The following is a 20,966-nucleotide window of genomic DNA, read 5'->3' on the forward strand; positions in this document are numbered from 1 at the left end:
CCACCAGCATCGAGGTTCTCGATGCCTCACAGTGGCGCGCAGGCGACGAGATCGTCCTTGCCTCCACCGACTTCAATCCGCGCCAGGCCGAGCGCCGGACGATCACGAGCGTGAGAGGCAACACGATCCGCTTTGCGCAGCCGCTCCAGTACATGCACTATGGCAAAGTCACCTACGGCGTCGACGAGCGCGGCGAGGTCGCCATGCTGACGCGCAACATCAAGGTGCAGGCATCCGAGGACGCGGCAGAGAGCTATTTCGGCGGGCACATCATGGCGATGGGCGGATCCAAAGCCTATGTCGACGGCGTCGAGCTGAACCGCATGGGCCAGCACCTGACGCTCGCACGCTACCCGATGCATTTCCACATCCTGGGCGTAGGCGCCGGTATGTACATCAGGAACGCGGCGATCCACGACACCTACAACCGCTGCGTGACGGTGCACGGCACGAACGACCTGCGGATCGAGAACAACGTGACCTACAACACCGTGGGCCACTGCTTCTTCATGGAAGACGGTATCGAGACCGGCAACGCGTTCGTCAGGAACCTCGCCATCCAGACCAAATGTCATCCGACACTAGACTGCGTACCCACCAATCTCGCGGCCAATGGGGAAAGGGTCCATTACGCGAACCCTGCGGCCGCGAGGGAAGCCAGCTTCCACAGCGGCAACACCCTGCTGCCGTCGGACAACACGGCGGCGTCGTTCTGGATCACCAATCCGGACAACAGCTACATCGACAATGTTGCGGCCGGCTCAGACCAAGTCGGTTTCTGGTTTTCCATACCGCAGCACCCCCAGGGCGCGTTTGCGGGCTCGGAGGTCGCCGCCAACATCTGGCCGCGCCGTACGGCCCTGCGCGCCTTCAAAGGCAACACCGCCCACTCCAACTTCGACGGATTCCTGATCGACCGGCACATCGAACAAGACAACACGTTCGGCCTGGCCTCCATTCCGTTGCTTCCTCTGGCAGATCCGACCGACCTGGAGAGCGAAGTGAGTGAGACGCACTTCGAGAACCTGACCAGCTACAAGAACCGCAATGGCGGTCTCTGGGGTCGGGGTGACCTCTACGTGTACAGCAACGCAAAATTCGCCGACAACGCCATCGGCATGACGCAGGCCGCCGGAGATATCGGCAGCCTGCCGTTCAGTTCACGCCTCGTGGACTCGCTGGTCGTGGGCGAAACCGACAATATCGGCAATCCCACGACACCTGAGGAAGTCGCCTATGGCCGCAGCCTGCCAAAGACGATGATCCCCGACTTCCCGATCCGTGGCTACGAGTATTACGATTACCGCGATGACGTGGTGAACACGACATTCGTGAACTTCCAGGACAACGACCGGAGAAAGACAGGCGCGCTGTCCTTCCTGCTGTACACGAGCGCGGGCCTAAGTACCGGCAGCACGATCCGCGGTGCCAAGTTCGTCAACGCCAAGCCGGTCTATTTTCCGAAGTACGATGCCCGGTTCGATAACGATAACCGGGGCGGCAACGCATATCGGACCTTGTCGATCCACGACATTGACGGATCGGTGACCGGCATCCCCAATTCCCAAATCATGCTCAACGACGGCGAGAACGACAGCGTCGTCACCGACGCCAGCTGTGAAATCCATCCCACGTGGAACGCGTCCGTGTGCACGGGCGATATCGGCCGCCTGAACCTCTCGGACAGCAGGGGAGAGCTTCCCGCAGCAGTCGATCTGGAATCCCGCACTGCCCGGTTCGCCCTGCTCTCCTCACTCAGTCCAAATGCTCCGGACACGCCCCTTGTTCAGGCCCAACGTAAGGCCCTGTTCTCCCGCCGTCCTCCGCAGGCGCCCATCGCGCTTGTCCGCAACGGCAAGGAATTCAAGATCAGCGGCGACCAGAGCACCGTACGTGCCGGCACCGAAATCGAGGTGAAGACCGAAAGGCCGCAAGTCACGCTCAGCCTGGCCGAAATGGACCAGGGCTCATGGGTGATTTTCAAGCTGCCGGGTTTCGCCAATGCGGCCTCCGGAACGGAAGAGGGCAGCATGGACGCATTGCGACAGGCAACCGAGACCTCCTGGTTCCGGGATGGCGACGCCCTTTGGGTCAAACTGGTGGCCAAGGGTCCGGTCATGCCGGTCATACGCCCAACGGATCTGCAAGCGAGTATAACGGTCAGCAGGGAACTGCTCGGCGGCTGACACACCTGTTCCGCGACGAACTCCGCCACTTGGTCCAAGACTTCGGGGTGGGCACGATCGGCTGCGGAAGCCAGGAGAGGCGCTTATCCGCGCGAAGAAGAATGCACCGTTTTGTGCATTCTGCTTCGCGTAACACCCGATTCATCGGACCCCATCTGCCCACTAGCCTCGTGTCTTCTTGGGAACGACATGGCGAGTGCTGCCTTATCCGGTTCGAGCCCCGCATGGGGCAGGGTGCCCATTTCCTCCATCGAGGACCTGCATGACGCGGTTCTCGGTGCGGGCCTCGAAGTCGCGCAATTTTCATCCGCGCCGATTGCCGGCAGCCTGGCATTCGCCCGGTTCGACGACATCACCTACAGCTCGGGTTCGATCGACGGCCATGTCGGCTTGTTCGGACCGCTGTCGGAGTCGATGGTTACCATCGGTGTCCTGCTGGATGCGGGCCTGGGGGCGCGACACTGGCAGAACGAAGTGGGCGACCTCGCCGTCGGCGTCTTCCGGGCGGGAGACATGCACGAGGCGATCTATCGGGCCGGGGCACTCTACGGTACGGCCACGCTTTCGGAAGAACGGCTAGAGGCGGTCGCCGCGGACCAGGATCTCGTGCTCGATATCGGGCAACTCGGCGGCACGGGTATCAGCGAAACGCAAATGGCGAGCCAGCAGGCCGACGCCATTCGCCACGGACTTCAGGCGATCCACAGCAACCGGGCCCTGGGCATTGGACCCGGGATAGCGCTGGCGCAGGGACTGCTCGACGGCCTGATTGCCCATCTCGCCCGCGAGCCGCGGCTGGCGATCGGTATTTCGACCGCGCGTCAGCATGGCCTGATCGTACGGCGGGCGTGCGCCTTCATCGAGGAAAACCTCGTGGAACCGCTGACGATCCAGGCCATTGCCAAGGCCGCATACACTTCACACCGCACGCTCTATCGCGCATTCTTGGACGTGCTGGACGATAGCCCGCTAACCTATGTCCGCAAGCTGCGGCTCAACCGCATCCGGCAGGAGCTGGCGACCGATACCGAGGCCCGCTGCACCATTTCGGTCATTGCCAATCGCTGGGGCATCAGCGAGCTCGGCAGGATGTCCGGCTGGTACCGCGAACTGTTCGGCGAACTGCCGTCGGAGACACTGGTTCGCTCCCGCACGGTCCCCAGAAGCCCCGTTGGGCTGGCGCGTTGCGCATAAGCATTTGATGTCGATGAGACGCGGCGACGGCGCTGTGCTACCGGGCTGCAATGGACTTCGACGACCTGCTCCACCGCTACTTCGGCATCACCGACCTCGCCGAGGCGTCGCCTGCGGTGCAGGAGGCGGGGCTGGACAAGTTGCGGGTCGACTTCGGGCTTGAGACCGACCGCGGGCGCAAGTTTGCGCTGTGGTCGCTGCTCTACCTGCTCGGGCAGGCGCCCGACCTCGATGTCGCCTTCAAGTCGGAAGACGACCGCGAGGCCGCACGCAACCTTATGGACCTGCTCGACAGCGGCGGCTGACGCTCACTCGATGTGCTGGGCGAAAGCGAGGTAACGTTCCTTCAGCTCGTCCTCCTCGCTTTCGCTGAGATCCTTCGGCGCAAGCTTGATATCGACGCGTTCGATCTTGCCGCCGGTGAAGAGGAACGGCGGCTTGTACTCGTTCGACACCGGTGAGCCGTTGTCGCCGCCGACGCCGAACGTGTCGACGCCGAACCGACCTGCGACGGTGTTCTCGACCCGCTCTCGGGCGACTTCCTCGCCGTCGATCATCAGCACGGCCTCGCCACCCTTGCCCAGCCCGCCACCGTCATAGGCGAAGGCCAGTTCGATCTTCGACTTGCCCTTGGGCAATGCCTTCTTCGAAACGACGCTGGTGCGCTCCTTCTCGAAGTAGTTGTAGTGATAGACCGGCTTTCCGTCCTTCACATAGAGCGAGAAGCCAGCCGACATGCCGCCCGCCGCCACGATGACGCCCTCGGCCTTGCCGTCGCCGTTGTCGATTTCCGCGATGATCGTATGCGAACGGTTCTTGGTGTTTGGCGCAGCGGTTTCCGCCAGGCGGTAGGCGCCGGCGTAATAGGTGAATTCCGTCCGGTCCGGATCGGCGCCGCCGGGCGAAGGCTTGGGTTCGGTCAACCGTCCCGCGCCCCGATCGTCGAGCGGATAGACGCTGTATTTCTCCGCCTCGCCGTCCCACAGCTTCTTGAGCTCTTCCACCTTTTCCGGGTGCTCCTTCGCCAGGTTCTTCGCCTCGGAGAAGTCCTCGTCGATGTTGTAGAGTTCCCAGTTGTCCTCTTCCCATTTACCCGGCGCGTAATCCTGCCGCCACGGGAAGGTGTGCTGGGCGCAGGCGATCCATCCCTGGTCGTAGATCGCCCGGTTGGAGAACACCTCGAAGTACTGCCGGTCGCGCACCGCATGGGCATCGGCCGACGCAAAGGTCGAGATGATCGACACGCCGTCCATCGGTTTTTGCTCGACGCCGTTGACCGTGTCCGGCGCGGGGATGTCGGCTGCGTCCAAGATCGTAGGGACGATGTCGATCAGGTGCGTGAACTGTGGACGGATGCCGCCGTGGTCGGTGATCGAGCGCGGCCAAGAGATGACCATCGGGTTGCGCGTGCCGCCGAAATGCGAGGCGACCTGCTTGACCCACTGGAACGGCGCGTTTCCGCACCATGCCCAGCCAAGCGGATAGTGCGGCTCGGTATCGGGGCCGCCGATGTCGTCGTAGATCTCGAGGTTGTCCTCGATCGTAGAGGGGACACCGTTGAGGTTCATTACCTCGTTGACGGTGCCGGTGAAGCCTCCTTCGGAGGAAGCGCCGTTGTCGCCGACAATGTAGATGATGATCGTGTTGTCGGCGTCGGGCAGTCCCTTCACCGCGTCGATCAGCCGGCCGCATTCGGAGTCGGCGTAGGACAAATAGCCGGCAAAGTTCTCCATGAACCGCGCGAACAGCTTCTTCTCGTTTGCGGACAGGCCGTCCCAATCCTGCACCCATTCGGGCTTTTCGGTCAGTTCGGTGCCTTCGGGGATGATGCCCATTTCGAGCTGGCGCTTGTAGGTTGCCTCGCGGACCTTCTCCCAGCCGTCGTCGAACTGGCCCTTGAACTTGTCGCGCCATTTGGTGGGAGCGTGGTGCGGGGCGTGGGCGGCGCCGGGGGCGAAGTAGCAGAGGAACGGCTTGTCCGGCGAAACCGACTTCGAATAGCGGATCCAGTTGATCGCGCGGTCGGTCATGTCCTCCATGAAGTGGTAGCCCTCTTCGGGCGACTTATCGGGCTCGACCGCGACCGTGTTTTCGAACAGCACCGGGTAATACTGGTGCGTCTCGCCGCTGATGAACCCGTAGAAGTAGTCGAAGCCCATTCCGGTCGGCCAGCGGTCGAACGGACCGGCGATGCTCGATTCCCAGTCCGGCGTGTTGTGGTTCTTGCCGAACCATGAGGTGGCGTAGCCGTTCTCCTTGAGGATGCGGCCAATAGACGCCGTGCTTTGCGGGATCATGTTGTTGTAGCTTGGGAAACCCGTCGCGTATTCGGACAGAAAACCCGTGCCGCAGTTGTGGTGGTTGCGCCCGGTGATCAGCGCCGCCCGGCTGGGGCCGCAGATCGCGGTGGTGTGGAAGCGGGTATAGCGCAACCCCTCCTTGGCCAGCTTGTCGAGCGCCGAGGTCGGCACCGGGCCACCGAACGTGCTCACCTGGCCGAAACCGACGTCGTCGAGCAGGATCAGCAGCACATTGGGCGCGCCCTTTGGCGGCTTGGGCAATTCAGGCCAGGCACTCTTCGAGTCCTGGTAGGTCTTGCCGATCTTGCCGGTGAACTTGGGTTCGGGGAGCGGGAGATTGCTTCTGTCGATCTCGGCCATGATGATCTCGCGGTTGGGAGTGGGGGTCTTCTCCATGTGAAAGAAGGGGGGGGGGGGCGTTCCATCGGTATTAGTCCCGAGAGACTGCGTTGCGGGGCGGGGACATACCGCTTGGCCGCATGGCTGAACGGCCAAGACAATTTGCCACAAATGCGCGGCTAGCCGACGGTCCGAAATCGGTTATGTTCACCGCCGAGGGGATTCTCCGTGGGGAACGGGGAACTTGAGGGAGAGATTATCATGAAGCGTTCGTTCCACGCCGCGCTGGCTTGCCTGGCGCTCGGCCTTGCCGGGCCTGCCGCTGCCGACGAGCCGCCGGGCGGCGTGCCGTTGCCGCAGCAGAACTGCCAACGCGAATGCCTCGAAGGCACCATGAACAAGTACCTGCAGGCGATGGTCGACCAGAAGGTCAACGACGGCCTGTTCGCCCGAGACGTCAGGTTCACCGAGAACGGGGTGCAGCTGCCTCTCGGCAACGAAGGGCTGTGGGCCACCGCGACGGGGCTCGGCAACTACAGGTTCTACGTGCCCGACGTGGAGACGCAGCAGGTCACCTTCATGGGAACGATGATGGAAGAGGGCCGCGCTCGCTCGACTGGCCCGGCCAGTCCGCCCGACCCGGTCGGCATCGACGTGCGCCTCAAGATCGACGACGAGGGCAAGATCAGCGAAGTCGAACAGATCGTCGCCCGGCCCGACCGACCGCTCGGTCCGGCTCCCGCGACACCCGCCAGCGGCTTCGGCGCGACCGGGGCCAACGTCGAAAAGATGGGCAGCCCGCACCCGATCTTCCTCGAGACCGTGCCCGAGAACGAGCGGATGAGCCGCGCCGACCTTATCGCCGTTGCCAACCAGTACTTCGAGGCGATGCAGCGCAACGACGGCAAGGGCTATTACCCCTTCACCGACGACTGCCTGCGGCACGAGAACGGCATGATCAGCGCCGGCCCTCCGGGAACGGTGGGCATGACCGGCAATCCGGTGATGACCTGCAAGGGCCAGTTCGAAACCAGCCTGCTTGGCGTCGTCACCGGCATCCGCGACCGCCGTTTCGTCGCAGTCGACCGTGAGCGCGGGCTGGTCTTTGCCTTCGGCGCCTTCGACCATCGTTCGATCAACTGGACCTGGGAAATTGGAGAAATCTTCAAGATCGAGAAGAACCAGATCCGCCGCATCGAGGCGATCTTCATCCGGGGCCCTTATGGGGTCTGCTCGGGATGGGGCACCTACGAACAGTGCCGCAGCGAGGAAATCCAGGACGTCAGGTAAGCTGTCATATTCATCGTCATGCTGAACACGTTTCAGTATCCATTGCGCCCAACCGGACAACCTTCGCGGGAGGAGAGATGGACCCTGAACAAAGTTAAGGGTGACGAAGAGGGAGAAGAGACATGAGGATTACCACCACCATCGCCGCCGCCCTGCTCGCGGCCACCATCGCCACCCCCGCCCTCGCGCAGAACGGCCCGCCGCCGAGCCCGTACACCCCGCGCGTCGACAAGCCGACCTGCACGATGGACGAGCTCAAGGCCGCGACCAGCGCCTATGTCGAAGGGCAGAAGACGGGTTCGCTTGGCGGCCTGCCGCTGCATGAAAAGGCCGAATACCTGCAGGACATGAAGACCATCCCGGACGCCGAGGGGATGTGGAACACCGCGCTCAAAGTCGACCACGCAATGAGCTTTCACGACCCGGTGCGCTGCAAGACCTTCAGTGAGGTCATCGTTACCGGTCCGACTCCTTATGTCATCGGCACCCGGCTCTACATGGACAAGGGCAAAGTGATCCGGGTCGACAGCCTGGTGACCACCACCGGCCACTGGTTGTTCAATGCCAACGCCTACCTCAAGTATTCGAAGGCCGAGAACTGGGAACCGCTGATGAAGTACCAGGGTACTTCGGCAGCAGAAATGATCCGTGGGGCGAACGCCTACCTCGACGCCTTTTCCGACAAGTTTACCGACATCCCCTGGGGCCAGCCCTGCGCACGGCTCGAAGGCGGGGCCTACACCAACCGCGAAGGCCGCGCGGACGCCAGCTGCGAGGTCGGTATCCCGGCGGGAGTGCTATACATCGTCAACCGCGACTACCTGATCGATCCCGAAAAGGGCGTGATCAACGTATTCTGCCGCTTCGGCAACTCTGCCACTGGCGGCCCGGATTCCCACACTTTCCGCTTTATCGACGGGAAGATCCGACTGGCCCACACGCTCAATCCGATTCCGGGCCCACAGGCCAACGACGAAGGCGGCTTCGACCGCCCCGGTGCGGATCCCAATGCCTGATTGGGCGCAAACCTCCCCATCGACCAGCGATGGGGAGGCTGCAACCCGCTGGGTAGGTGGTGGGGCGTACCAATGCGCCCCCGCTCCCTCCGTCCGGCGGACGGCCCGCATTGCAGGACAATAAGGAGAAAATGAGGCGCGAGATTCTTCGTGCTGTGGACAACAAGGCGTGAGATACGGTGCTCGCGGGCCGCTGCTCCGGGAGATGGGGCCATGATTCGTCGTAAATATTTCGTCGTTTCGATTGCCGTTCTCACTTTCGCCGCCGGAGGTGCCGCTCTGTCGCAGCAGGCCAGCCCGCCGATCGCGCGCTACACCATCGATGCCGGGACCACCTCGGGCATGGCAGCGATGAGCCAGGGCGGCAGCGCCAATGTCCTCGCCATGATGCGCGGTGGCGGCGGCGGCCAGGCCGCGCACGAGCTTCACTTGCACCTCGGATCGAGCCGCGACCCCAGTGGAGCGGCTGAGGGCGATCACTTCATGCCGACCGGAGCGGGACTTGGCACCTCGGTACCGCTGACCACCCCGGTCACCGTGTCCTCCCCGAAGCAAGCTCCCGGCGAAATGCCGCAGGGGCAGATGCCGAAGGGCCGCCTGCTGCTCTACTGGGGCTGCGGCGAACATGCCGGTCCCGGCCAGCCGGTGGTCATAGATTTCTCGAAGCTGGCGCAGGGGCAAATACCGCCCGGCCTCTATATGCAAGGGACCGACCTGCCGGAAGCCTGGAGCGTCACACGGCAGAACAGCAAGACCTTTGGCGAATGGCCCAACACTAAGGACAGCCGGGCGATCCCGGCCAATTCCTCGCTGCTCGGCCCGCACACGATCAAGAGCAGCTACGCGCCCGACATCAACTTCACGCTGGCCGACGACTTCATGCCGCCGCTCAACGCCCGTTCAAGCGACATGGCGAGCGGGGCGATCAACCTGGCATGGGACGCGCTGCCCAAGGCCACCGGCTATTATGCCTGGGCGATCGGCGCGAACATGGATTCGAGCGGGCAGTCCCGCGACATGGTCTGGTGGACCTCCGCCACGAAACAGCAGTTCGGCGGCTCGCTGGCCGATTGGCTTTCGCCCGCCGCGGTCAGCCGCCTGATCGCCGCCGGCACTGTGCTCGACCCGAGCCGCACGAGTTGCGCGATTCCGGCCGAGGTCCGGCAGGCAGCGCAGATGCCGATGATCCAGCTCTATGCCTATGGTCCGCAGGCGGACTTCGCCTACCCGCCGCGCCCGACCGATTCGAAGTTAGCGTGGAAGCCCGACTGGATCGCCCGCGTGCGCTTCCGCGCCAGCACCACGGTGATGCACGGCATGCCGGCGATGGGTGGCTTCTCGGCGCAGGAGGACGGCAGCGGCACGGACGGCGAAGGCAGCTCCAGCCAGGCGCCGTCCACTCCCGTCCTGCCGCCCTGCCCCAAGGGCCTGAAAGGCATGGCGATGCGCGCCGCAAAGTTGTGTTACTGAAGCACAGTTAGCCGCCGGGTAACCACGGCCCTATCGCCGGAGTTAACTGGACCCTGTCAGTTTCGCGCCATGACAAAGGGGAAGCGCGCAAAACTGGTCCAGTCCGGACCGCGGGATCGTACGGCCAAGCGGGGGCTTGTGGCGATACCCGCACGCTGCACGATCGGCGAGCGCGCGGAGGAGGAGGTGCTGGTCACCGACCTCGGCCAGTTTGGCTGCCGCATGCACACCGGCGCGGTCGGGGTAACAAAGACCGAGACGCTGATCCTGAACCTCGCTGGCTGCGCGCCGATCCAGGGCTCGCTCAAGTGGGCCAAGGGCGGCGCCCTCGGCGTCCGCTTCGCCTCGCCCATCGCCGAGGACCTTCTCGAAACGCTGTGCTCCAAACAATCGGCGCGCAACGTCGTGCCGATCCGCGGTTAGGCCAACCGCACGCTTACCCGCACATCCGTCCGGCACAGGGCGTGGAGGAAACAGGTCTGCTCGCCCACGTCGAGCGCGGCGCGGGCGAAGGTGTCGTCGTCACTGCTTTCGAGGAACACGTGGGTTTCGACCGGGTCGGCCCTGCCCGCCTGCCCGGTGCCGCCGGTCGCGCCGCCGGGTGACATGTGGAGGTCCTGCACGATCCGGTAGGCGGCGAGGTCCTTGCAGGCGATCTTCGCGTAACGGCCTAGCTGGGTCATGAAGCAGAAGCCGATCCCAGCGGCGACATAGCATGCAGCGTCGGGCGCACGGCCCTGCTCGTCGCAGAGGTAGGTGAAGATCGAGCCGTGCGGATTGAACAGGCGCTGTTCGACCTGCTTCACTCCGTCCTCGCGCAAGGTGCAGGCGACCTGGACGTGCAGGGTGCGGTCCTGCTCTTCGGCGAGGCTAGAACCTTGCGAGGAAGTCGCCTCCTCGGTCTTGGGGCTCATCCCGCCGCGCACGATCAGGTCCGACCAGTCGCCCGGGGCGGGCGCGAGGCCATCGAGGTCGGCGGCAAGATCGGGCGGGGCATCGCCCGGCACCGGCTTTGCCTTTTCCGGGGCCGCCGCTTCGCCGTTGTGGGTCAGCGTGAACAGGCTCTCCATCGCCCCCCGCAACAAGCCGTGCACCGGCGCGGCGGCGACAGCATCGCATACCAAGGCATTGAGGGTGTCGCGGTCGGCAGAGGAGACGATCCGCGCCTCCAGCTTCACGTCCTTGGCCCCGCCGGTCATCGTCCCGCGCAGCGCCGAGCCCTTCATCGTGTAGTAGTTGTCCTGCACCAGCTCGAGCCGGTCGATCGCGATGCCGCGCTGTTCGGCGAGCGCCACGATCTCGTCAAAGAACATGGCCACCATGCCGGTCGAGAGGAACGACAGCGGACACGGCGCCTCATCCGCACCGTCGAGGTAGGCACCCTCGTCCGACACCAGCCGCCACGCCTTGCTGCCGGTGCTGGAAATAACCAGCGCCTCCTTTTGCATCGCCGACAGCGAGCGCCCGGCGAAGCGCACCGAGATGCCGAGACGGGGTCGCGGCGCTTCGAACCGAGGGGTCTCGACCGGAAAGAAGCGCGGGCGCGCATCGGCGCCGAGGATGTTGTCCCCTGCCATCACGCTGCCGAGATGTGGAACACGCGCTCCGCGTTGCCGTGGCACAGCGCGTGGCGTTCGGCGTCGGTGCAGGCGAAATCCTCTATGAATTTCACCGCCGGTTCCATCGGCTGGTAGGGGTAGTCGATCGCCCACAGCACGTTCTCGACCCCAAGCTTGTCGATCGAATAGCGCAGCGCCAGCGGGTCCTCGACGCCGCTAGTGGTGATGACGAAGTTGTCGTGGAAGTACTCCGCCATGGAGCGCTTGGTCTTCTTCGAGCGACCGGCGAGCTGCGCGCGGCTGTTCATGAAGTTGAGCCGCCAGAGCCAGAACGGCACCGCCTCGCCCATGTGGCCGATGCATATCTTGAGGTTGGGGAATTCGTCGAACACCCCGCCGGCCATCATCCGCACCGCATGGGTGCCGACTTCCATGCCGTAACCCCACATCGCGCTGTCCATGCCGTAGTCCTGCAGCGGCCCCTTGAAGCCGTAGGATGCGGCGCGCGGGTGGATGTAGATGCACCGGCCCATCGCCTCGGCGGCTTCGAGGATCGGCCAGAACTTGGGATCGTCGAGATACTCGTCGTAGGTGTGGCTGTTGATCATGAAGCCATTGAGGCCGAGCTCGTTGATTGCCCGCTCCATCTCCTTCGCCGCGCGCTTGGGGCTGTGCGGAGCGAAGCTGGCGAGTCCGGCGAAGCGGGTCGGGTACTTGCGGCACAGCGCGGCAAGCCGGTCATTGGCGACGATTGCCAGCTCCATCGCAGTATCGGCGTCGAACATCTGCACGCCCGGCGCGGTCAGCGCCATCAGGTGCATGTCGATGCCGAGTTCATCCATCTGGCGCAGGCGTGCCTGCTCGGCGTCGAGTAGTCCGTCGAGGAAATTGACCCCGGCATATTGCGCACCGCCTCCTTCCTGGTCGTAGATGCCCTTGACCAGCAGCTTGTCGAGGCTTTGCGAAGGACCATTGGAGACCTTCTTCAGCTCGGCGGCGACCTCGGGAATGCTCCACGCTTCCTCGGTGGCAATCAGGCGGACCTTACCGGACATGAACTCTCTCCGAATCTTTTTGACTTTGTCCCGAAGGTAGCCAGCGGGACGACCCTAGGCCAGCGCCGATTCCGCCTATTCGTAGTGCACAAACGAGCCGAGCCAGAACACGAAGTCGCTCCACCACGCGGTGGTCGAGATCGGGAAATTAAGCAGTTCGAGCCCGACGATGATCCCCGCCCCGGTCCAGGTCGCACGGCTGATGCGACCGAGCGTGCGCCGCTCGTGCCAGAGGCACGCGGCGATGAAGGCGTCCATCGTCAGGTAAGTCTCGATGAAGGTGAAGTGCTGGATGCCGAGCCCCTGCATGTAGACCCGGTTGATCCCGGGCATGAGAATGCCGGTGGTGGCGATGACCATCAGGTTGCGGTGCATTTCGGGCCGCTTTACGGCGCGGATCGCCATGGCAAAGACGATCCCGAAGCTCGGCGGCGCGGTCACGTTGAGCCAGAACACAGAGGGCCCGACGCCCTGAAGCTTCGTGATGGAAGCGGCGGCGAGCATGATGAACACGCCCATCGTTACCGCGAAAGTCGCCACGGCAACGCCGAGCATGCCGAGCGAGCGGTGCAGCTTCACGTTCTTCGCGTTGATGAGCGAAGCCTGCGTCACCAGCAGCAGGATCCAGCTGAAAAAGGCCGCTCCGTGGAGATGGACGATCGGCGAATCCGGCGGCCGGGTCCCGACGATTTCGGGGACGATGTAGGTGATACCGAAGCCGATGAAGACGTAGGCTGCCATGGCCAACACCAGCACGAGGTGGAAGCTCGGCCGCCAGCCGGCTTTCGCACCTGCCCCAGTCACGCTCGCCATTAGTGTTGCTCCTCGCGGTGTTCGTCCGACCAGCGCAACCGCAGCGGCGGCTCGCGTCCGCTGACTGGATTGGCATAATCGAAGCCAAGTGTTTCGGATTCGGGATAGGGCGCGAAGGCCGGACCGCGCAGAGGGGCGTCGGGATGGAATGAGGCGATGACCTCGGCGCTCGGACCGAAGCGGCTGCTGGCGCCGGGGACAATGCCTGTCCAGCCGGTCTTGTAATCGGCCAGCCAGGTGTAATCGAGGTCCATCCCGGCGATCTTCCAGACGCCGTCCTCCTTGATCACCTGGTTTTCGTAGATCCCGCCGATCCAGCTCCCCGGTCCGCTCGCCGAGCTGTTGAATTGCATGAGCCGCTCGCGGATGAAGGCGCGGCTGCCGTCGCCCTCAACGGTTACAACTGGTTGGGTCTTCATGTGGATCGCCTGGAAGGCGTCGTTCGGTCCGCCCTCGCCGTAGCGCTGGACCATGCTGGCGCGGACATGATCGCGGCCGATGAAGGTGCCGATATACGACAGCTCCTTCCAGCCGTCGCGGGCGAACAGGTCGGAGGTGTGGTCCCATGCGAACTGGTCGATGTAGTAGCCGTAGGCGTTCGAGACGTTTTCCGCTCCGTCCCATGACTCGGCCATCGCCAGCGCGTTGGCGGTAACCTCCAGCGGTTTGCGTTCCCCGCGTGCGGGGTAGACTACGCCGCTGCCGAGCATCTGCATGTGAAACGCATGTTCGGGGTAAGCAGTGTCGACCGGCTGCGGCTCGCCGTCGAAGGTCACGCCCTCGCCCGGCGGCAGAGCTGCGGGCAGCGGTTGCGCCCAGCCGTGCTTGTAGGTCGAGCGCATGACCGGGCGGCGATGGAGCATGGCGATGCGCCACTTGCCGTCGTCACCGCGGGTCAGGAGGAAGGTGTTGACCGCCACCGACCAATACCCTTCGCCGCCATGCTGGCCGGTCATGCCGAGCTCAGTCGTACGGACCAGCGCGGTAGCGCCGTCATCGGAAATGCTCACCTCCGGCATCAGCTGCGGGCGGTCGTTGAGCTCACCCGGATCGAGTCCCGGCGCTCCGAAACGGGCGAGGAACTTGCGCACCCCGGCATGGCCGCTGAAAGTCCCCTGTCCGGCCACATCGATCGTCGCGTCGGGCGCGAACAGGTCGACAATGTCGTCGTACATGCCTCGGTCGAGGTAGAATCCGAACTGGTCGGCGCGGTTCTGCGCCATGCCAAGACGCAGCAGCAGTGTCGCCTCGCTGGCCAGGTCCTCGCCAAGGCGCGGTTCGGCGGCCCGGCGCTCGGGCAGGATTACCCCGGCCTCGTCGGGTGAGTAGTGGTAGGGCGCGCGTTCGAGCGTCGTCGCGTCGTGCCCGAAGCCGGGGTCGTAGGGACCGGAAAGCTGCAGGTACGGGCGGATGTGGGCGATGCGCCAGCCCTCGCCGGTCTTGCGGTATTCGATCACGTCGGTGGTGCCGATCCAGTCGGCCGACTTGCCCGCCTCGGCGAGCAGCGCGATGTGGTGCCAGCGACCGGTCGCACGCTGACCGTCGGGCGAAAGCGTAATCACCGGGCTGACGTAGAGCCAGACATTCAGCCGGCCGGCTGCCACTCCGTCGGCCCCTTGCCCCATCCGTTCGCGCAGCCAGTCGTCGAGCGCGTCGCGGCCGACCGCATTGCCGCCCGGCAGGACCATCTCGACATCGTCCGTGCCGAGCGCGGCCATCGCCTTCCAGTCGCCGGCCATGGCGTAATAGCCCCACTCGGCTTGCAGCCGTTTGATCTCGCGGATCGAGCGCAGGTCTTCTACCTGCGCCGTCTCGCGCGCGGTGTCCTGCGCCGCGGCAGGCGTGGCGGCGAGCAGCGCGAGGGGCAGGATGAACCGGCGGATCATTCGACGATCTCCAAGGCAAGCGCCTCTTCATAGACGCTCGTATCGATCAGCCTGGCAAGGTCTACCCGGCTCCGCGCGGGGCGCTCCGCCTGCGCGGCGAGCCATTTCTCTTCGGCTTCGAGCACGTCGAGCAGGTCCGGGGGGAAGCCCGGCGCGAAGCGGTGGTGTTTCCACGAATCATCGACGTCCTGCGGGTCGAACCCGCCGGCCTCAGTTACGAGCGCCTTGGCCCGCGCGGGATCGGAGTTGAGGGCCGCGCTGGCGTCGATGATTGCGCGAATGAAGCGTATGATACGTCGCCGAACAGACGGTTCGGCGAGCTTTTCGGCCGTCGTGTTCAGGTTGAACAGCTCGCGATAGACCCCCTCGCCGCCAAACTTGACGAGGTCATCGCCCAAAATTTGCGCTGCGTTCTCGCTTTCCGGCTCCCAGATCACCACCGCGTCGACTTCGCCTTTCGCCAGCGCCTCGGTCATTCCGGAGAGCGGGACGATCGGCTTCGCCTCGATATCGGCCATAGAAAGCCCTTCGCGTCCGAGCATCAGCTGGAGGAAATAGCCCGAACTGGTCTGCGGGATCACCGCTACCGCCTTGCCCTTGAGGTCGGCGACGCGCGTAATGCTGGCGGAGCGCCGCGCCACGACGCGATAGAGCCCTTCGCTCACGCCGAGCACGATGCGCAGGTTGGGATGGCGAACCGAATAGCGCAGGAGTTGGGTTTCTGCGTTGGTCGCAAGGTCCGCCTCGCCCTCCTCGCCAAAGCCCGGCACCGGCGGCTCACCGACCAGGTTGGCGAGGCTGCCCATCCGTACCGCGGCTTCGCCATCGAAATAGGCATCCGCGGCGAGGAGCACCGGAGCGATCTCGAAGGTCTGCTTGTTGCCGTAGACAGCCAGCGGCTCCTCCGCGCGCGAGGCACAGGTCCAGCCCGCAAGCAGCCCGGCAGCACCGATGACCAGGAGGCTCCGCACCGATTCCCTCTCCCCTCGCCAGCAGCGTAGCGGCTGGCGACGATGCGGCAACAGGGTTCGTGGCCCTACCCCAATTGCGAGGGGGTGAAGCCGAAATGCTTGCGGAAGGCGGCGATGAAGGCGCTGGTCCCGGCGTAGCCTGCCGCCAACCCCGCCTCGGTGACCGAGCGGCCTGCCCCAAGCTCGGTCGCGCCATGCAGCAGGCGCAGGCGCTGGCGCCACTGCGCGAAGGGCATTCCCGTCTCGGAAAGGAACAGCCGCTGGATGGTGCGCGCGCTGGCCCCTGCGGCGCGGGCGAGTTCAGAGAGTGAGGCCGGAGAGGCAGGATCGTCGCGCAGGATCGTCGCGAGCCGCACGGCGCGCGGGTCGCTGGGCATCGGCAATTGCAGCGGCAGCGTGCGTGCTTCGGCGATCCGGTCGATCGCCACCTGCGCGAGACGCATGCCCGCCTTGTCCTCCCATGCGACCGGGGCACGCTCAACCAGATCGAGCACCAGCTCGCGCAGCAGCGGGGTGACGTCGAGCGCGCAGCATTCGCCGGGAAGGTCGCTCACCATTTCCTGCGGGAAGTAGAGCGTGCGCATTGCAAAGTCGCCGAGTCCATGAATCTCGTGCTCCGCACCGACCGGCACCCAAACGGCGCGCGCCGGAGGAACGATCCAGAACATGCCCCCGGCACGCACCCGCATCACGCCCGAACCCGCATAGATCAGCTGGCCCCAGTGATGGCGGTGGGGAGCGATGTGGAAGCCGCCGTAATAGGTCGCGGCGAGGCAGCGGATGGCGATGTCCATGACTGGCCGCGTCTAGCGCGCCTGGTCGAGGTAGAACTCGTTGCTGTCGGGATCCACGAACATCGCCATGTAGCCGCCCCACGGCATCTTGCCCGGCCCCATTGTGAACCGGACCCCCTTGGCGGCGAGCTCGGCGTGAGCGGCATCGAGGTCGGGGACCATGAAGCCGATGCCGGTATTCCGGTCGCCTGTGCCGTGAACTTCCTCTGCGCCCTCGGCGAGCGAGAACAGCATGTCGCCGACCTGAAACTGGGCGAAATGCATCTCAGGCTCGCTGAACAGGAATTGGAAGCCCATCGTGTCGCGATAGAACGCGACCGCGGCTTCGAGCGACTTCACACCGACAATGACGTAACCGATCCGGCATTCCATGGCGGGTCTCCCACAAAGACGCGCGAGGATATATCGGCGGCACGAGGCGCGCTATCGCAAGAATGGCAATTTGTGTCGCGAACGCGCCAAATGCTGCATGCTTGTCGCCGTGCCATGTGAAGCATACCCTCGCGCGATGGCCAAAGCCTTGCCCGCCGCCGAAGACTCCAGCTGGACCAGTGCCGGTCTTGGTAAACGCGAGGCGCTTCGCGAATGGCGCGACTGGGCGGCGAGCACGATCGCCCCGATCGAGGTGCAGGTGTTCGACCAGGACGCCTTTGCCGCGCGGTGGGTCAGCCACGGCATTGGCCAGCTGCGCCTGCTCCACCTCCACGCCCCGGCACAGCGGGTGACGCATACCGGAGCCGACGGCACCAGCGGCCGCGCCGCGCCCTCGATCCAGCTCGTCTACGCCCGCCGCGGCAGCCTCAAGACGCAGATGGGGGGCAAGCGCTTCACGGTCGAGCCGGGTCAGTTCGTGCTGCTCGACAACACGCGCTTCTACCAGATGGAGATGGACGGCGAACACGAGGCAGTTGATCTGATGATGCCACAGGGCTGGCTGGAGAAGTACCTTCCCGATCCCGAGGTCCTGCTCGCCCGTCCGTTCGATTCCTCGCGCGGCTGGGGAGCGCCACTTGGCGCCCTGCTCGAGGCGATGCTCGGCAACCTCGACGAAGCGCCGCTGCCGCGCCCGCTGATTGCGGAACAGGTCGGCCACCTGCTCGGCCTCGCAACGGGCTTTCCGGACACACCCGACGCGCTTCCCCGGGGCAGCCGCCACCGCGGCCAGCTGTCGCGCGAAATCCTGCGCCGGATCGAGAGCGACTACGCCGAGCCCGACCTTTCGCCCGAGGCCGTGGCGGGCAAGCTCGGCATCTCCAAGCGCTACCTGCAGACCCTGCTCGCCGGAAGCGGCACCAGTTTCGTGCAGGAACTCAACGCCACCCGGCTCGACCGGGCGAGCGACCTGCTCGCCGACCCGCGCGCTGCCGGGCTGCCGGTAGCCGAGATCGCCTGGCGCTGCGGCTTCCTCGACGCCGGATATTTCACCCGCCTGTTCCGCAAGCGGTTCGGCATTACCCCGCGCGCCTGGCGCGCCGGGCACGCGCCACAATCCTGACCCCGTGCCGACCGGTTGTCGGCCCGCCAAGCTTGCGTTAGTCTCCCGGCAGGGAATGGGAGAAAATACATATGCGTAGGGTAATCGTTGCCGCCGCGCTGGCCACAATACCTTTCGGGGCGCTGGCACAGGACACTGCCGGGGATTGGGGCTACTTCCAACCGGATGGCGGCACAATGCAGGCCGGGGTGGTTGCAGCGGACGGCTCGCAGCTGATCCTAAAGTGCGACAAGCCGGGCCAGCACAAGGTCTTTGCAGTGCTTGTTTCGACCAGCAATCTCGCGGCTCCGATGTCCGACGACAATTACGAGAGCACGGAAGTCACTTTGCGGATGGATGAGAACGCCCCGTGGACCGACAACTGGCGGCTCAACGGCAATTTCGCGATGGCGGTCGATCAAGGCACCACTCGCTCGCTAACCCGCTTGCTCGAGAAGCTCGACAAGGCCGAAAAGTTCGAGATCCGGCTGCGTCCGCGGCGCAAGTCGGTGATCGTGGTGAACTTCAACACCAAGGGCACGCGCGCGGCGATGGAGCGCGTCTACGAAAGCTGTCAGGACACCGTCCCGTTCGACTGAGCGGGGTCGACACGCCGACCAATAACAAGACAAATTGCCCTGCGCTTTTGTCGTATTTGACTTGCGCACGAATCCTTGCCGCCGGGCCCGGCGTGGGCGTAGTTTCACTGCCACGCGAGGAACCCTGACAGACGCCGGAACGGCGCGCGGGTCCGATTGGAGAGGTTGCCAGACATGACCGACAAGAAGTCCTTCCCCCTGCCCAGCTCGATCGAGGTGGTTCCCGGTACCGAGGCGGCGCAGGCGGCCTACCCGTACTACGCGCAGTTCGTGCCCGAGGATGACGGCAAGTTCTGGTTCTACAACTCGATGCATTTCCCCGAGCCGATGCATCACTTCGACATGATCACCGCCGAGGCGGCCTATGTCGCGCTCGGCGCGTTCAACACCCGAGTCCATGTCCTGCCGACCGCCAAGGGGATCGAGCACCGCGTGATCAACGGGCGGGTTTACATCGGCGGCGTCGCGGTGACCGACCCGGCCGAGATCGAGGAGCGCGTCGGCGAATTCCAGCAGCGCGCGTTCTACTACTACGAGCACTGGGAGGATCTCTACGCCCAGTGGAAGGACAAGATGAAGGCGCTGATTGCCGACGCCCAGGCGCTGCCCAAGCCCGAACTTCCAGCCTACGAACCGCTCGAAACGACCCACACCGGCAAGGGCGTCGCCAGCAACCACGCGCTGCTCGACATCTACCAGAAGCAGGTCGAGGGCTACCACCGCATGTGGCACCACCACTTCGAGTTCCTGCTGCTCGGCTACGGCGCGTACATGACCTTCTTCGACTTCTGCAAGAAGGCCTTCCCGGAGATTTCCGACCAGGCAATCAGCCGCATGGTGGCCGGCATGGAAGCCGAGATCTTCCGCCCCGACGAAGAGGTCAAGCGCCTCGCCCGCCGCGCGGTCGAACTGGGAGTCGACCACCACTTCTCCGACAACATGGACATCGACGCGGTGCTTGCGGAACTCGATGCCGTGGGCAACGCCGGCAAGGAGTGGCTCGGCGAACTCGAGACCAGCCGTAACCCGTGGTTCAATGTCAGTAGCGGCGACGGGTTCTACCACTATCACCGCTCATGGAACGACGACCTTTCGCTGCCGTTCGCCGCGCTCCCTGGCTACATCGAGAAGATCAAGGCCGGGACCAACATCGAGCGCCCGACCGAGCAGCTGATCGCCGAACGCGAGCAGCTCGTTGCCGATTACCGCGACCTGCTCGACAGCGACGAGGACAAGGCGACCTACGACCAGCTGATCGGCCTCGCCCACCGCGTGTTCCCTTACGTCGAGGGACACAAGTTCTACTGCGAGCACTGGTACACCAACCTGTTCTTCAACAAGATCCGCGAGTTCGGCGCGCTGCTCGCCGAACACGGCTTCTTCGGTCCCGGGGGCAAGGAAGACGACGTCTTCCACCTCAACCAGTACGAGCTCGAAAGCGCGATCATCGACCTGATGCTCGCCTGGGGCATCGGAAGCGAACCGCGCGGGCCGAAGCACTGGCCGGCGGTGGTCGCCCAGCGCAAGGCGGCGATCGAGGAATGGGGCAAGCACGGCTGCTCCCCGGCGCTCGGCAACGTGCCCGATGCGATCGACGACCCGGCAATCGTGATGCTCTGGGGCATCACCCGCGACAACCTCGACGCCTGGCTCGACGACGGGAGCGAGAACGACAAGGAACTGAAGGGCTTCGCCGCCTGTTCGGGCGTGGTCGAAGGCGTGGCGCGCGTCGTAAAGTCGGTCGGCGAAATCGGCCGCATCCAGCAGGGCGACATCCTCGTCTGCCAGGTCACCAACCCGACCTGGAGCCCGATCTTCCAGAAGATCGGCGCGGCGGTATCCGACATCGGCGGGTCGATGAGCCACATGGCCATCGTCGCGCGCGAATACGGCCTTCCCGCGGTGGTCGGCACCGGCAAGGCGACGTCGCTGATCAAGGACGGCCAACGCATCCGCGTCGATGGGGGCCGGGGGATCGTGACGATCCTGGAAGAAGCGCCGGTGCTGGAGGACGCGTGAT

The 20,966-nt window shown here is 64.7% G+C and carries 18 protein-coding genes; 10 read left to right on the forward strand and 8 right to left on the reverse strand.

Translation table 11 applies throughout. From position 1 onward, the window contains the following. From GRI89_RS07825 to GRI89_RS07835, 3 genes are all read left to right on the forward strand, one after another. The coding region (locus GRI89_RS07825; protein WP_159793898.1) for a hypothetical protein at window positions 1–2,186 on the forward strand (2,186 nt) is incomplete at its 5' end. Window positions 2,187–2,375: 189 nt separating this feature from the next. Next, entirely contained in the window at window positions 2,376–3,380 is a 1,005-nt protein-coding gene (locus tag GRI89_RS07830; RefSeq protein ID WP_159793900.1) for a helix-turn-helix transcriptional regulator, read from the forward strand. 50 nt (window positions 3,381–3,430) lie between these two features. After that, window positions 3,431–3,685 carry a hypothetical protein gene (locus GRI89_RS07835; RefSeq protein ID WP_159793902.1) on the forward strand — a complete coding sequence of 85 codons (255 nt, stop codon included), beginning with the start codon at window positions 3,431–3,433 and terminating at the stop codon, window positions 3,683–3,685. Between the two features lie 3 nt (window positions 3,686–3,688). On the opposite strand, the gene GRI89_RS07840 is transcribed toward GRI89_RS07835, so the two are convergent. Continuing rightward, complete coding sequence (locus GRI89_RS07840; protein ID WP_159793904.1) at window positions 3,689–6,076, reverse strand: arylsulfatase; 2,388 nt, start codon at window positions 6,074–6,076, stop codon at window positions 3,689–3,691. 204 nt (window positions 6,077–6,280) lie between these two features. Between GRI89_RS07840 and GRI89_RS07845 the strand changes: the two genes are divergently transcribed. The 4 genes from GRI89_RS07845 to GRI89_RS07860 all read left to right on the forward strand — a co-directional run bounded on the left by GRI89_RS07845 (window position 6,281) and on the right by GRI89_RS07860 (window position 10,218). Continuing rightward, window positions 6,281–7,309: a hypothetical protein gene (locus GRI89_RS07845; protein WP_159793906.1), complete on the forward strand. Its 1,029-nt coding sequence runs from the start codon at window positions 6,281–6,283 to the stop codon at window positions 7,307–7,309. A 122-nt stretch (window positions 7,310–7,431) separates the two neighbouring features. Then, window positions 7,432–8,325 carry a hypothetical protein gene (locus GRI89_RS07850; RefSeq protein WP_159793908.1) on the forward strand — a complete coding sequence of 298 codons (894 nt, stop codon included), beginning with the start codon at window positions 7,432–7,434 and terminating at the stop codon, window positions 8,323–8,325. Between the two features lie 213 nt (window positions 8,326–8,538). Then, window positions 8,539–9,795, forward strand: coding sequence for a hypothetical protein (locus tag GRI89_RS07855; RefSeq protein WP_159793910.1), 1,257 nt, complete (start codon window positions 8,539–8,541; stop codon window positions 9,793–9,795). Between the two features lie 69 nt (window positions 9,796–9,864). Next, the gene (locus tag GRI89_RS07860) at window positions 9,865–10,218 is read left to right on the forward strand and encodes a hypothetical protein (protein WP_159793912.1); all 354 of its coding nucleotides are present in this window, start codon (window positions 9,865–9,867) and stop codon (window positions 10,216–10,218) included. Here GRI89_RS07860 and GRI89_RS07865 read toward each other — a convergent pair. The 7 genes from GRI89_RS07865 to GRI89_RS07895 form a co-directional block, all read right to left on the reverse strand. Then, window positions 10,215–11,372, reverse strand: coding sequence for an OsmC family protein (locus GRI89_RS07865; RefSeq protein WP_159793914.1), 1,158 nt, complete (start codon window positions 11,370–11,372; stop codon window positions 10,215–10,217). The two genes, GRI89_RS07860 and GRI89_RS07865, sit on opposite strands and share 4 nt — an antisense overlap. Beyond that, window positions 11,372–12,409, reverse strand: a complete 1,038-nt coding sequence (locus GRI89_RS07870; protein ID WP_159793916.1) for an amidohydrolase family protein — start codon at window positions 12,407–12,409, stop codon at window positions 11,372–11,374. Before GRI89_RS07870 ends, GRI89_RS07865 begins: the two co-directional genes overlap by 1 nt. 75 nt (window positions 12,410–12,484) lie before the next feature. Beyond that, window positions 12,485–13,222 carry a hypothetical protein gene (locus tag GRI89_RS07875; RefSeq protein ID WP_159793918.1) on the reverse strand — a complete coding sequence of 246 codons (738 nt, stop codon included), beginning with the start codon at window positions 13,220–13,222 and terminating at the stop codon, window positions 12,485–12,487. Further along, window positions 13,222–15,108 (reverse strand): nuclear transport factor 2 family protein, encoded by a 1,887-nt coding sequence (locus GRI89_RS07880; protein ID WP_159793920.1) that lies wholly within the window; start codon window positions 15,106–15,108, stop codon window positions 13,222–13,224. Before GRI89_RS07880 ends, GRI89_RS07875 begins: the two co-directional genes overlap by 1 nt. Next, window positions 15,105–16,079 (reverse strand): ABC transporter substrate-binding protein, encoded by a 975-nt coding sequence (locus GRI89_RS07885; RefSeq protein WP_328598148.1) that lies wholly within the window; start codon window positions 16,077–16,079, stop codon window positions 15,105–15,107. The genes GRI89_RS07880 and GRI89_RS07885 overlap by 4 nt, the downstream gene beginning before the upstream one ends. 65 nt (window positions 16,080–16,144) lie before the next feature. Next, window positions 16,145–16,873, reverse strand: a complete 729-nt coding sequence (locus tag GRI89_RS07890; protein WP_159793922.1) for an AraC family transcriptional regulator — start codon at window positions 16,871–16,873, stop codon at window positions 16,145–16,147. Between the two features lie 12 nt (window positions 16,874–16,885). After that, a complete protein-coding gene (locus GRI89_RS07895; protein WP_159793924.1) occupies window positions 16,886–17,245 on the reverse strand; it encodes a VOC family protein in 360 nt (119 codons plus the stop codon). Between the two features lie 136 nt (window positions 17,246–17,381). Here GRI89_RS07895 and GRI89_RS07900 point away from each other — a divergent pair, with 136 nt between their 5' ends. The 3 genes from GRI89_RS07900 to GRI89_RS07910 all read left to right on the forward strand — a co-directional run bounded on the left by GRI89_RS07900 (window position 17,382) and on the right by GRI89_RS07910 (window position 20,965). Continuing rightward, window positions 17,382–18,368 carry a helix-turn-helix domain-containing protein gene (locus GRI89_RS07900; RefSeq protein ID WP_159793926.1) on the forward strand — a complete coding sequence of 329 codons (987 nt, stop codon included), beginning with the start codon at window positions 17,382–17,384 and terminating at the stop codon, window positions 18,366–18,368. Between the two features lie 71 nt (window positions 18,369–18,439). Continuing rightward, the gene (locus tag GRI89_RS07905; protein WP_159793928.1) at window positions 18,440–18,946 is read left to right on the forward strand and encodes a hypothetical protein; all 507 of its coding nucleotides are present in this window, start codon (window positions 18,440–18,442) and stop codon (window positions 18,944–18,946) included. A 174-nt stretch (window positions 18,947–19,120) separates the two neighbouring features. Next, window positions 19,121–20,965 (forward strand): PEP-utilizing enzyme, encoded by a 1,845-nt coding sequence (locus GRI89_RS07910; protein ID WP_159793930.1) that lies wholly within the window; start codon window positions 19,121–19,123, stop codon window positions 20,963–20,965. Window position 20,966: the final 1 nt, after the last annotated feature.

Source organism: Croceibacterium salegens, from assembly GCF_009827435.1.
GTDB lineage: Bacteria > Pseudomonadota > Alphaproteobacteria > Sphingomonadales > Sphingomonadaceae > Croceibacterium_B > Croceibacterium_B salegens.